Source organism: Streptomyces sp. NPDC001536 (assembly GCF_042894505.1).
Taxonomy (GTDB): Bacteria; Actinomycetota; Actinomycetes; order Streptomycetales; family Streptomycetaceae; genus Streptomyces.
This window is the reverse complement of sequence record NZ_JBIAVQ010000001.1, coordinates 74483-87100: the sequence shown is the minus strand read 5'-3', so window position 1 is coordinate 87100 and position 12618 is coordinate 74483. Positions and strand designations below refer to the sequence as shown.

General features: G+C 71.5%; 12 protein-coding genes. 3 read left to right on the top strand and 9 right to left on the bottom strand.

Annotation, left to right across the window (positions count from 1 at the left end):
* Window positions 1–12 precede the first annotated feature (12 nt).
* Together ACFY0U_RS00415 and ACFY0U_RS00410 are read left to right on the top strand one after the other, a co-directional pair.
* Complete coding sequence (locus ACFY0U_RS00415) at window positions 13–1632, top strand: SpoIIE family protein phosphatase (RefSeq protein WP_388627981.1); 1620 nt, start codon at window positions 13–15, stop codon at window positions 1630–1632.
* 66 nt (window positions 1633–1698) lie between these two features.
* On the top strand, window positions 1699–2052 hold the full coding sequence (locus tag ACFY0U_RS00410; RefSeq protein WP_388627978.1) for a 5-carboxymethyl-2-hydroxymuconate Delta-isomerase: 354 nt from the start codon (window positions 1699–1701) through the stop codon (window positions 2050–2052).
* On the opposite strand, the gene ACFY0U_RS00405 is transcribed toward ACFY0U_RS00410, so the two are convergent.
* The 5 genes from ACFY0U_RS00405 to ACFY0U_RS00385 all read right to left on the bottom strand — a co-directional run bounded on the left by ACFY0U_RS00405 (window position 2049) and on the right by ACFY0U_RS00385 (window position 7246).
* Window positions 2049–2738, bottom strand: coding sequence for a TetR/AcrR family transcriptional regulator (locus tag ACFY0U_RS00405; RefSeq protein WP_388627975.1), 690 nt, complete (start codon window positions 2736–2738; stop codon window positions 2049–2051). The two genes, ACFY0U_RS00410 and ACFY0U_RS00405, sit on opposite strands and share 4 nt — an antisense overlap.
* 56 nt (window positions 2739–2794) lie before the next feature.
* Entirely contained in the window at window positions 2795–3808 is a 1014-nt protein-coding gene (locus ACFY0U_RS00400) for a PDR/VanB family oxidoreductase (protein ID WP_388627972.1), read from the bottom strand.
* On the bottom strand, window positions 3808–4686 hold the full coding sequence (locus ACFY0U_RS00395) for a metal-dependent hydrolase (protein WP_388627969.1): 879 nt from the start codon (window positions 4684–4686) through the stop codon (window positions 3808–3810). Before ACFY0U_RS00395 ends, ACFY0U_RS00400 begins: the two co-directional genes overlap by 1 nt.
* Window positions 4687–4776: 90 nt before the next feature.
* Complete coding sequence (locus tag ACFY0U_RS00390; RefSeq protein ID WP_388627967.1) at window positions 4777–6696, bottom strand: hypothetical protein; 1920 nt, start codon at window positions 6694–6696, stop codon at window positions 4777–4779.
* Between the two features lie 49 nt (window positions 6697–6745).
* On the bottom strand, window positions 6746–7246 hold the full coding sequence (locus tag ACFY0U_RS00385) for a tetratricopeptide repeat protein (protein ID WP_388627964.1): 501 nt from the start codon (window positions 7244–7246) through the stop codon (window positions 6746–6748).
* A 116-nt stretch (window positions 7247–7362) separates the two neighbouring features.
* Between ACFY0U_RS00385 and ACFY0U_RS00380 the strand changes: the two genes are divergently transcribed.
* Window positions 7363–7776, top strand: coding sequence for a hypothetical protein (locus ACFY0U_RS00380; RefSeq protein WP_388627962.1), 414 nt, complete (start codon window positions 7363–7365; stop codon window positions 7774–7776).
* A gap of 68 nt (window positions 7777–7844) precedes the next feature.
* Here the strand turns inward: ACFY0U_RS00380 and ACFY0U_RS00375 are convergent, their stop codons facing one another.
* The 4 genes from ACFY0U_RS00375 to ACFY0U_RS00360 form a co-directional block, all read right to left on the bottom strand.
* Window positions 7845–9425 (bottom strand): DUF1996 domain-containing protein, encoded by a 1581-nt coding sequence (locus ACFY0U_RS00375; protein WP_388627959.1) that lies wholly within the window; start codon window positions 9423–9425, stop codon window positions 7845–7847.
* Window positions 9426–9605: 180 nt separating this feature from the next.
* Window positions 9606–10259, bottom strand: a complete 654-nt coding sequence (locus ACFY0U_RS00370) for a LuxR C-terminal-related transcriptional regulator (protein ID WP_388627957.1) — start codon at window positions 10257–10259, stop codon at window positions 9606–9608.
* Window positions 10244–11509: a sensor histidine kinase gene (locus ACFY0U_RS00365; RefSeq protein ID WP_388627954.1), complete on the bottom strand. Its 1266-nt coding sequence runs from the start codon at window positions 11507–11509 to the stop codon at window positions 10244–10246. The genes ACFY0U_RS00370 and ACFY0U_RS00365 overlap by 16 nt, the downstream gene beginning before the upstream one ends.
* Window positions 11510–11562: 53 nt before the next feature.
* Complete coding sequence (locus tag ACFY0U_RS00360) at window positions 11563–12600, bottom strand: NAD-dependent epimerase/dehydratase family protein (RefSeq protein WP_388627951.1); 1038 nt, start codon at window positions 12598–12600, stop codon at window positions 11563–11565.
* Window positions 12601–12618 lie beyond the last annotated feature (18 nt).

Below are 12618 nucleotides of genomic sequence, written 5' to 3'. Positions count from 1 at the left end.
AGGGCTGACCACATGGACGTCAACGCAGACCTGACAGGCACGACCGTGATGGTCGTGGACGATACGGAGGCCAGCCGGTACGCCATGGGTACCCTGCTGAGCCGTGCGGGCCACCGGGTCGTCCCGGTCGCCACCGGTCGCGAGGCGCTCGCCGAACTCGACGTACGGCTGCGCAAGGGCACCCTGCCGGACGTGGCCCTCGTCGACGTGGGCCTGCCGGACATGAGCGGCTTCGAACTGTGCCGCCTCTTCAAGGAACGGCCCCACACGGCCCAGCTGCCGGTGGTGCACTTCTCGGCCGCCAGCGTGGCGCCGGTCAACTGCTGCGAGGGCCTGGACGCGGGGTTCGAGGCCTATCTGAAGGTGCCCGCCGACGCCCTGGAGATCGAGGCCGTGGTCCGGGCCGCCGTGCGCAACGCACAGGTGCGGGCCGGTGACCGGGCCCTGGTGCGGAGGCTGACACAGCTCTCGGAGACGATCGTCACCATCCAGGCGGCGCGCTCCCTGCAAGAGCTCACCGCGGCGGCTGCCGCGGGTGTCGCGCGGGTCACGGGCACACCCGCCGCCGCCTTCCTCCTGGACCAGGACGACCGGCTGTACCGCGGCCTGTCCCGGGACCGTATTCCCGTGGCGCTTCCCGACGAGGGAGCCAACCGGGCGGTGGCCGCTCTGTTGCAGCGGCTCACCCGGGGGCAGGCCGGTGTGCAGCTCACGACGGTGCCCGCGCCGATGTGGCCGGCCGGGTACTTCCGGCCCGGTGTGGAGCACGACGCCCGGCTGGCGCTCGTCCGCACGCAGGACGGCAGGGCCTCGGTGTGTCTGACGGCCCCCGCGCGCGGGATGCGCCGCGTGGGTGTCGAGGGGGACGCCCTGCTGGCCCAGCTGGCCCAGGCCACCGCGTTCGCCGCCGAGCCGCTGCTCATGTACCAGGTGGAGCGGCATGTCGCCCTCACCCTCCAGCACAGCTTCCTGCCCCAGCCGCACAAGCTGCCCGAGCTGCCGGGCATGGACGTCGTGGTCCGCTATGTGCCCGCGTCCCGGGAGACCGAGATCGGCGGCGACTTCTACGCGGCGCTGCGGACCGACGAGGGGGTGCTCACCGCGGTCGGCGACGTCGTCGGGCACTCGCTGGACGCGGCGACCGTCATGGTGGAGATCCGGCACGCGCTGCGCGCCTACGCCGTCGAGGACAGCGACCCGGCCGTGCTCGCCGAGCGCCTCGACCGGCTGCTCCAGCGCTACCACCCCGACCTCACGGCCACGGTCTGCCTGGCCCTGATCGACCCCGCGACCGGGCGCACGAGGATCGCCAACGCGGGACACATCCCCCCGCTGATCGTCCGCGACACCGGCAGCGCCGATTACGTCAAGGCGGCCGGTCCGCTGCTCGGTGTCGGACTGCCCCACCCGCCGGCCACCGAGCTCTTCCTCGAACCCACCGACCGGCTCCTCATGGTCACCGACGGCCTGATCGAGACCCGGGGCACGGACCTCGCGGCCTCGATGGAACACCTCCGCGCGGCCGCCGCCGGCTCCCTGCCCGGCCTGGACGCCCTGTGCGACACCCTCCTGGCCTCCTTCGGCCACGACCGGGAGGACGACATCGCGATGCTGGCGCTGCGCCTGGGGTGAGACGGCCCTGTGAGGGCTTTCGTACGACGGTTAGGGTGCCCTCGTCGACCTAGAACAGGAGTCCCCATGCCGCAGATCACCGTCGAACGCTCGCCGTATCTCGACCACGTCGACTGGGAGGAGTTCGCCCTGGCGCTGCACCCGGTCGTCGTCGAGACGGCGGCCGCGAAGCCGGAGGCGTGCAAGACCCGGGTGCTGCGCACCGAGGACGAGGCGGTCGGCGGCGAGAAGGACAACCACGCGATCGTGAACGTCACGCTCGCCCTGCTCGCCGGACGCTCCGAGGAGACCAAGGCGAAGCTCACCGAGGCCGTCGTGGAACTGCTGCGCAAGCACGTCGGGCCCGTGGACGGCCTCACCGTGCACCTCTCCGCCGAGGTACGCGACCTGGACCCCTCCTACACCAAGGCCGTGCTCTAGGACGCCAGCGCGATCAGCCGGGCCGCCAGGTCGGTGAAGGGGCCGTCGTTTGGTTCGTTCTTGAGCATGTGGCGCAGCAGCGCGGCCATCTCCTCGTCGTGGGACGCGCTGACCGCGGCCAGTGCCGCGAAGTCGTGGACGAGCTGCACCTCCAGCTCGCCGCGCGGGATGCGCCGGCCGTCCAGCCAGATCAGTGCGGTCGACTCGGCGAGCGAGATCCAGGAGCGGATGACCAGTTCCAGCCGCGCGGGCGGGTTCTCCACCCGCAGATGCGAAAGGATCTGGTCATACGCGGCCTGCCGCACGGAGTCGATGAGCGCGTTGGTCGCCGAGGAGCCGACGGCCGGGCCGCCGCGCATCAGGGCCGCGAAACCGGGCCCGTGGTCGTCCACGAAGTCGAAGTAGCGCCGCATCACCCGCAGCAGCCGTGTGCCCAGCGGCCCTTCCCGCGCCTCGACGAACCGGTCCGAAAGTTCGTCGGCCGCACGCTTCAACGCGGCTTCGTAGAGGCTGAGTTTGCCGGGGAAGTAGTGGTAGACCAGCGGGCGGGAGATGCCTGCCGCGGTCGCTATCTCGTCGATGGAGACATCGTCGGGCGAGCGTTGGCTGAACAGTTCGAGGGCAACGCCGATCAACTGCTGCCGCCGTTCCTCGACTCCCATTCTTCGCCGTACGCCGGTAGTCATGCGAACACCTTACCGATCGGATCCGGCCCGGAACGGCCCGGTCCGGACACGGGTGTTCACAAATCCAGCACAAGCCGCTCACTTCGCGCTCGCGAAACGCAGATCAGCATCGAGTCACCGCGCTCCGCGTCCGTCAGCAACTCGTCCCGGTGGTCCACCTCGCCCTCCAGCACCCGCTGCTGGCAGGTTCCGCAGAAACCCTGCTCGCAGGAGTAGAGGGTGTTCGGCAGTTCCCGGCGCACGGCGGCCAGTACGGAGGAGTCCGCCGGGACGGTCAACGTCCGTCCACTGCGCCGGAGTTCGACCTCGAACGCGGCACCGGGCGCGGTGGCGCGGGGCGTGAACCGCTCCAGGCGCACCCGCGGGAACCGCTCCTCGACCGCCGCCATGAGCCCTTCGGGTCCGCAGCAGTAGACGGCGGCCCCCTCGGGCACGTCCAGCGCGTCGAGTTCGGGCGTCCCGGCGACCACGGTCACCCGGTCCAGCCTCTCGAGCTCGTCCACGAACGGCATCGACTCCCGCGACCGCCCGCAGTACAGCAGCCGCCACTCCACCCCGTCCGGCAGCGCCCGCAGCATCGGCAGGATCGGGGTGATCCCGATGCCGCCCGCGACGAAGACGTACGACGGCGCCTCGACGAGCGGGAAACGGTTCCGCGGCCCGCGCACCTCCAGCTCCATGCCCTCGGCCACCTGCTCGTGCACCTCGCGCGAGCCGCCCCGCCCGTCCGTCACCAGCCGCGTCGCCACGGTGTACGAGGAGGTGTCCGCCGGGTCCCCGCACAGCGAGTACTGCCGCACCAGGCCCGAGGGCAGGACGAGGTCCAGATGCGCGCCGGGCTCCCAGCGCGGCAGGTCCCTTCCCTCCAGGCGCAGTTGTACGACCCCGTCGGCGACCTCCTCGCGCGAGGCCACCAGCAGCCGCAGGGCCCGCGACCGGGGCCGCCCGGAGGTCGGTTCCTCCAGCGCGGGCATCGGCCACAGCGGCGAGGCCCGGATACGGCGGCGCATCGCCCGGCGGGTGAGGAGGGCTGCGCCCGCGACGAGTGCGAGGGTCAGTGGCTTCGGCATCACGCGGCACCCTTCTCGGCGGCCACGGCGGCGGGGGAGGAGGCCAGATAGGCGACGGCCTGCTCGGTGCAGCCCTCCTGGGAGGGGTGGTAGTCGCGGCTCAGATAGCGCGGTATCGACCGGAGCATGTCGCCGGTCGCGGGCAGCACACCGCTCCGCCCCCGGACGTGGAAGTCCTTGAAGCTCGCCCTGCCGTCGACCAGCGTCGGGTCGTTCTCCATGAAGAAGCGGGCCCCGCGCTGCCACAGGAACATCAGCGCCGCGAACGCCGTGGCCCAGGTGCGCACCCGGCGCCGGTAGGTGCCGTCCACGTGCATGAAGAGGTCGAAGGCGACCGACCGGTGCTCGACCTCCTCGGCGCCGTGCCAGCGCAGCAGGTCCAGCATGGTGGGATCGGCGCCCCGCCGGTCCAACTCCTCGGCGTTCAGCACCCAGTTGCCGAGGAAGGCGGTGTAGTGCTCCACGGCCGCGATGATCGCCACCCGCTCCAGAAGCCACCACTCGCGCGCCTTGCCCGGCGGCAGGGTGCGGTCGCCGAGCAGCTTCTCGAAGAACCAGTCGACCTGCGCGGTGTACGGCGTCGGATCGAGCCCCAGCTCCTTCAGATGGGGCAGGACCTCGTCATGGGCCTGGGAGTGCATGGCCTCCTGGCCGATGAACCCGATGACGTCCTCGCGCAGTCGCTCGTCCCGGATGAGCGGCAGCACCTGCTGGTAGACGTGCACGAACCAGCGCTCGCCGGCCGGCAGCAGAAGATGGAGCACATTGATGGTGTGCGTGGTGAAGGGATCGCCGGGCACCCAGTGCAGCGGCGTGTCCTCCCAGGCGAAGGACACCTTCCGCGCCTTGAGCGGCACCCGGTCCGGCGTGTTAGACATGGCGTCAATGTACTGACGGGTAAGTCTCCCGGGAACCCTCGTGCACGCTCTTGTTTACGCCAGTGTCAGCAAGCCGTTCCGTGTCCCGGCCTACCGCAGCCCGCTGATCGACCGCCCGTCCTCCAGCGTCCCCTTCAGTTCGGCCTGCGCGCCTTCCTTCGTCTTCACGGTCAGCAGACTGCCCCGGGCGGAGCCGCTGACCGCACCCGTCGCACCGATCGACGCGGTGTCCTTGCTGCCGGCCGCCAGCAGATACCAGTTGCCCGCCTCCGACTTCCACAGCACACCCGCCAGCACATGCGGGTCCCGCGGCCCGCACGCCGGGACGTTCTCGGCCTTCGCCGCGACCGCCCCGTAGGCCCCGCCCGGCGTACGGAACTGCGCCAGCACCCGGGTGCCGCCACCACGCCAGGTCTCGGCGCGCGTGCACACCCAGTCCGCGGCACCGCTCGCGTCGGGCAGCCGCTGCTCGGCGTACGGCCACGCGTTCACCGTCCGCACGCCCGCCGAGCGCATCGCCGACAGGGAGCAGGCGTACGGCGCCCAGGTGCGCAGCGCCTCCGCGCCGGACGCCTCGTGGAGCGCGCCGGGGCGGCCGGTGGTCAGCCGGGCCGGGACCAGTTCGCCGAGGTCGCTCATCAGACGCGTGCCGCTGCGGTCGGTCAGCTGGAGCACGTTCCAGGACGTGCAGCCGCCGGTCTGCTGAGCGGGGCCGGCCAGCGGAGAGGTCACCCCGTCGGTCAGGGTGAGGGCCATCGTGCCGGAGGAGGGCTTCAGGAGGTCCCGCTCGGCGGCCTTCGTCACCCAGGGAGCCATCAGATAGCGGACGTTGCCGTCGGCCCGGCCCAGCACGACCGCGCTCGCCTCGGCCGACGTCGCCCCGTCGACCCGCGCGAAGTCGAGGGCCGCGCCCTGCGTGCCGTCCTTCGGCTCGGCGTAGCGGGCGATGCGCAGACCGTCGTAGAGGATCACCACGCGCGCGTTGTCGACGATCCCCGCGTACAGGAGCTGGGCCGGGCCCGAGGGGCCGCCGGACGGCGTGCCGGGGGTGGCGGAGACCCGTACCGTCTCGCCCGGGCGGGCCCAGACGGCGAGGGCGCGGCGCAGCAGCGCGGTGTCGTCGGTGAGGTCGCCGCGGGCGGGCCACACGGAGAAGTCGTTGCGCGAGGCGGCCTGCCAGGCGGTGGCCGGGACCCTGGTCACCTGGCCCGGGTCGAGGGCGGCCTGGGCGGCCGGGTTCCGCGCGTACGCGGGAGCGGCCGCGCCGTCCGGTCCCCAGCCGTCGCCGGGCAGGCCGAGGAGCGCCCCGCACACGGTGACGGCCACGGCGGCGGCGAGCGCGGCCTTCATGTGCTGCCGGCGCCGCATCAGGTCGGTGGGGCGGGCCTGGAGCGAGCAGGGGTCGAACTCGGGGGAGTCGAGGAGCGGGTACTGGGCGGGGACGGTGTCCGCCTCCTCCAGCGCCTCGTCCGGTTCCGCCACCCCGGCCGCCGTCAGCACCCGGCGGACACCGGCGTCCGGGAGCCGCTCCAGACCGCGCAGCACGTAGGCGGCGCGCCCCGGGCCGGACAGGGCGGACAGCTTCTGGTCCAGGGCGAGTTCATCGGCGCCGCCGGAGCGGGGGAAGAGCCTCAGGCCCCGCACCTGGGGGAACAGCGGCGGCAGCTGGGAGCGCTTGGGCCAGGCCTTGAAGGTGAGCGGCAGGCCCGCCTCCAGTGCCGTGCGCAGCACCTGGAGACGGACGAAGGCGTACCCCGGGTCGCCGTCGCGGCCGGTGGACTGGGCCGGGATGACGGGTGTCGAGGCACGGCCCCGGGGCAGGGCGCGCTGGGTGAGGGCGTGCGCGGTCAGGACCCGCCGGTTGCGGCCCAGGCTCGGCGGCAGCACCAGATAGGCGAGCCGGACGAGCCGTGGATAGTGCTCGACGAGCGCGGCCTCGGCCTGTTCGACATCGACGAACGGCTCGGGGGAGGCGGGTGCGGGGCGCGGGGCGACATCCTGTGACTGCACGTTCAGCAAAACGAGCGAATCGTGGGTTGGTCACCGCCACCGGAGTGACTCAGTCGCCGGGCTCCACCAAGGCGCGGGCGTAGTTGGCCATCGACCGCTGGTAGCGCGGCAGATGGGGGGCCAGTGCGCCCAGGACGAGGGAGAGGCCCTCGCGGTCCCGGCCGAGGCTGGACAGGCACAGGGCGAGAGTCGCTCGTACGGCGTCGTCCAACTCGTCGGACGGGGCGTCCAGTTCGGGTGTGAGCAGCTTGACGCCCTCCTCGGCCTGTCCGATGTTCCTGAGCGAGCTTGACAGCTGGATCTTGGCGCGGCGGCCCTTGTAGCCGCTCAGGCCCAGCGCCAGCGCCTCGCGGTACAGCGGGGCCGCCCTGTCGGAGTGTCCGGTGGAGTCCCAGGCGCAGGCCCGCTCGAAGGGACCGTCGGGGCTGCCGTCCGGAAGCTCGGCGACCAGGGTGTCGATCACCGCCCGGAAATCGGCGGCCCGGTCCTCGGGATACTCGTCGAAAGTGGCCCAGGCGGCCGTGATCTGCTGTTCCCAGTCCTCGTTCACCGGCACACTCTCGCACGGGCGTACGTACCAAGACAGCGGATTTGAGCACACCTTGTCCCACAGCCGTATGGAAGGGGACGGGCACCCAGGCCCATGGGAAGGTTCCGGAGGAACAGATGAGGTTGACCCGATCGATCCTCGCCGCCGCCGCGGCGGCTCTTGTGCTGGCCGGCTGCGGCTCCGGGGGCGACGACGACAAGGCCGCCGTGCCGGAGACGGCGACCGGTAGCCTCGAACACCTGGCTGCCGAAGTGGGCTGCGATCCGACCATCCAGATCGACGCCGACGAGATCCGCCAGGCCTCGTGCCGCAAGAGCGACGCCGACGGCAAGTTCATCCTGGCCACCTTCGCCACCGACCGCGGCCAGCGCGAGTGGATCAACGGGGCCAAGGACTACGGCGGTCACTACCTCGTGGGCCGCAAGTGGATCGCCGTCGGCGAGACCAAGACGGTGACGGCGCTGCGCGCCACGCTCGGCGGCGACATCGAGGAGGGCCAGGACCACACCGCGCACTCCGGCAGCCACTGAGCACGCGGTCACCGAGCATGAGAAAGCCGGCGGTGGGAATCCCACCGCCGGCTTTCTCATGCGCTAGCTCACTGGCACTTCTGGCCGGTGTTGATGCACTTGACCATCTTGTTCATCGTGTTCGCGGAGAAGAAGTTGATGAAGTCGTTGTGGTCGGTGATCGGCTTGTGCAGGTTCTCCGGGAAGGAGTCCACCGCGTACGGGTTCACGACCGTCCCGTTCTCGATGGTCGGGGCCGGGACGTTGTAGACCAGCCGGACCTGGAGCTGCGGGATCGCCTTGAAGTTGTTCGCGCAGGTGCCGTCGGCCTGGACGAACGCCACGTGGGTGCGGTGGTTGGCACTGTCGATGTTCTGACCGTCCCAGCAGCTCTGGAAGTTGGTCGTGCGCACCACCTGGCTGCCCTGCGGGCAGATCGGGTACTTGTCCTTCAGCTGGACCTTGTTCTCGAAGCCGGTGCAGCTCCAGTTGACGTTGGCGTTGGCGTTGCCGTTGACGAACGCCTTGGCGTCACCGGTGATGATGCGCAGGGCCGTCGGCATCGCGACGACCTTGCCCTTCTTGTTGCCGACGAACTTCAGCTGCGCCTGGGCGGGCTGGAGGATCTTGCCCACGTTGCCCTCGGTGCCACCGCCGGCCGCGTTCTGGTCGAAGTCCTGCGTACCGTCCTGGAGTCGCAGCACCGGCCAGAAGTACGAGGACTTGTCGCCCTGGTTCTGGCAGGTGGTCTGGGCCGCCGCCAGCTCCTGGTCGCTCGCGAACGCGTCGTTGCTCTGGTTGCCGACGTAGTCGTGCAGGTGGTGGGCACCGTTGGAGACACCGGGCGCCACGATCACGTTGTCCGTGTTGTGGTTGTCGTTGCCGTTAGTGCCGCACTTGGTGGTGAAGGTGCCTCGCGAACCCGACCGGCCGTTCGCCGGGAGTCCGTTCGCGCCCACACCCAGCTGGGCGTTGGCCTGGACCTGCGTGATGTCCACGAAGTCGTCGGCCGTCGGGCCGTTGCCGCCCTGACCGTTCTGCTGGCCGCCGTTGCCCTGGTCCTGACCGTTGTCCTGACCCTGGTCCTGGCCGTCGCCCTGCTGCTGGCCGTCACCTTGCTGCTGGCCGTCGCCCTGCTGCTGACCGTCGCCGTTCTGCTGACCGCCGTTCTGGCCGGCCTCGCCGTCGTTGGTCTGCGGCTGCTCGGCCGGGACGCCGGTGCACGCGGCGAGCTGGCCCAGGTTGGTGTTGGCACCGCCGGCGCGCTGGATGTTGATCCGGATCCGGTCCAGAGCCGCGGTCCGCTTGTCCTTGAGCGGGCCGAGGATCGCGTTCTGGACGAATCCCGCGTCGTTCGTCTGCGCCTGGCGCGTGGAGGCGAGGCGGGCGTAGGCCTCGGTGATCTGCTTGTCCAGGTTCGCCAGCTCCGTACTCACGCCGGGCCGGGCGCCATTCGGGACGTTCGTCAGCTTCTGGCCGACGTCCGGGCACTGGATCGTGGCGATCTGTGCCCCGGCGGCCTTCACCTGGTTGTTTCCCGACCCCGACTCGTGCGCCGAGGCATAGAAGTTCGCCCAGACAAGCCCGCCCCCACCGAGCGCTAGGGCTGCCGATCCGGCCACGACCTTGGTGGTCATCGACGTACGGCGTTTGCGAATGTTGCGTCCCATGGAACTCCTCTGACTTCCTTGCGGGGCGTCGAGTCGCCCGACAGGAGTGAAGCGGCGTCGTTCCATACGGACGTGACCCCAGGGGTGTTCAGTCGCCTCACAAACAAATCAGAGGATTAATCGGCCGCCCGGCCTCAACCATCGCCTGAGCAGCGGAAGTTACAGAAAATCAGCAACCGTTCACCGGCCCTGGTCCAGATAGGCGAGGACCGCCAGAACGCGTCGATTGTCGTCGTCCGACACCTCGAGATCCAGTTTGGTGAAGATGTTGGAGGTGTGCTTGGCAATGGCCCGTTCTGTGACGACGAGCTGGCCCGCGATCGCCGCGTTGGACCGCCCCTGCGCCATCAGCTCCAGCACCTCCCGCTCCCGCGGGGTCAGCCGCCCGAGCGGCTGATCGGCAGCGGCCCGCCGGGTCAGCAGCTGCTGGATCACCTGCGGGTCCATGGCCGTACCGCCCGCCGCCACCCGGTGCACGGCGTCCACGAACTGCGCCGCGTCGAACACCCGGTCCTTCAGCAGATACCCCACCCCGCCGGTCCCGTCGGCCAGCAGCTCGCGCGCGTACAGCTGCTCCACGTGCTGCGACAGCACCAGCACGGGCAGCCCGGGCCGCGCCCGCCGGGCGTCCAGCGCACACTGCAGCCCCTCGTCGGTGTGCGTGGGCGGCAGCCGTACGTCGACCACGGCGACGTCCGGCTCCAGCTCGGCCAGCGCGCGGGCGAGCTCGGGGCCGGACTCGACGGCGGCCGCGATCTCGAAGGCGTGGGCTTCCAGCAGCCGGACCAGTCCGTCGCGCAGCAGGAACAGGTCTTCGGCTAGGACAACACGCAAGGGATCTCCATGGTCACCATGGTGGGACCGCCCGCGGGGCTGCTGACGGCCAGGACGCCGTCGAATGTACCCAGCCGGCGCTCGACCCCGGCCAGACCCGAGCCCGCCCCGATCACCGCGCCGCCCTTGCCGTCGTCGGTGACGGTGATCCGCAGCATGTCCTCGGCGTGGTGCAGGTCGATCCAGAGCCGTTCGGCGCCGGAGTGCTTCACGGCGTTGGTGAGGACCTCGCTGATCGCGAAGTACGCCGCCGACTCGACCGGGGCGTCCGCCCGCCCGGGCAGCTCCACCGTCACCTCGGAGGGCAGCGGCAGCCGCAGCGCCAACGCCCTTACGGCGTCCCCGAGTCCGCGCTCGGCGAGCACCGGCGGATGGATGCCGCGGACCAGGTCGCGCAGTTCGGCGAGCGCGTCGACGGAGGACTTGCGGGCCTGCGCGAGCAACTCCTTCGCTTTCCCCGGGTCCTTGTCGAGGAGCATCTCGATGGTGCCCAGGTCCATGCCCATCGCGACCAGCCGCGCCTGCGCCCCGTCGTGCAGATCCCGCTCGATGCGCCGCAGTTCGGCAGCCGAGGTGTCCACGGCATCGCGCCGCGTCTCGGTCAACACCCGCACCCGCTCGGCGAGTTCACCCTGACCGGCACCGAGAACGGCCTTGGTCAGCCGGAAGTGCCCCTGGAGCGCCCGGGGCGCGAAGAAGTGGCCGAAGAAGAGGATGACGAGCCCCAGGGCGGCGGCGAGGAGCGCGGAGCCCTGCCCGCTGACCGGCACGAACCCGTACCAGTACCCGTCGGGGAACACCCGCCACAGCCCCGCCGCCAGCGCGAACCCCTCCAGCGGGTAGAGCACCAGCACCGCCGGCAGCAGCGCGGTGACGAAGCCCGCCGTCATGTCGACCGGCAGCCAACGGAAGTCCCGCCAGGTCGCCGGGTCCCGCAGCATGCCGAAGGTCCGGGTCCACGGGTTGGCGTCCTTCGGGATCGGCCGGTACGCCGACGGGATCCGCACCCCGCCCCACTCGGCGGCGAGCACCCGCCGCCAGTCCGCGAACGCCCGTACGCCGGTCAGCACCCACGGTGTGGTCACGATCCCGACGCCGATCGGGATCAGCGCGAAGGACACCAGCGAGAGCGTGAAACAGAGCACGGCCCCCGGCAGCGCCACCAGCGCCAGCCCCAACCCCCGAACCGCCGCCCGCCCCATGCCTTTTGCCCCGGTGCGACCGCTGTCGCGCTGCGTCTCGATGTCCATGGCAGCCAGTCTGGCCGAGGGGGCGGGCGGGGGCACGGGGCTTGACCACCGGGTCAGGGGGTGGTGCTGGGTACACCCCCGTCGAGACCCCCGTCGATCCCCAGCACCTTCGCCTCCACCACCGGGTCCAGGCCCACCGCGGGCCGGTCGGGCCGCTGCGGCGCGGTGCCGCCGATCTCCCGCAGCCAGCTCCAGGTGTCGGCCACGGTCTCCTCGACCGGCCGGCAGCGCAGCCCCGCCCCGAGCGCCCGTGAGACGTCGGCGCTGTGCAGCGCGGCCTCCAGATCACTGCCCGGCGGCACCCACACCGGCAGCTGGGTCCACGGCTCGATCCCGGCGCCGAGCACCACGTCCGGGTCGGTCCACCGCAGGTCGGCGGTGCCCCCGGTCACCTTCGAGCAGGCGTCCAGGAGCGCACCCATGGTGGTGTGCCCGCGCTCGCTCATCAGGTTGTACGGCCCGCTCAGCTCCCGCTCCACCCCGTCCAGGATCCACCCGGCGAGGTCGCGGACATCGACGTACTGCAACGGCAGTTCCCGGGGCCCGGGCGCCAGCACCGGACCGCCGCGCGCGATGCGGGTCAGCCACCACGGCAGCCGCCCGATGTTCTCGTACGGCCCGATCAGCAGCCCCGACCGGACGAGCAGCGAGCGGTCCGCGCCGAAGACCTCGGTCGCGGCCAGCTCGCCGCCCAGCTTGTCCCGGGCGTAGTCGCTCTGCCCGGCGTCGGCGGAGGCGCCCGCCACCAGGGGAGCGTCCTCGGTGTAGCCGACGGGCGGGGCCCAGGCGTACACCGAGCAGCTCGACACGTACACGTACCGTCCGGCGCGGCCCCGCAGCAGTCGCGCCGTGTCCCGGACGGCGGAGGGCGCCGCCGACCAGGTGTCGACGACGGCGTCCCAGGTGCCCTCGTCGTCTTCGAGGGCGGCGAGCCCGTCGGGCGCGGTGCGGTCGCCGTGCAGCGACCGCACCCCGGCCGCAGGCGCGTGCCGTCCACGATGGAAGACGGTGACGTCCCAGCCGCGCCCGAGGGCTGCCTCGACGACGGCCCGTCCCGCGAACTCCGTACCACCCAGCACCAGAAGTCTCATGGCACAGACTCTGCACGC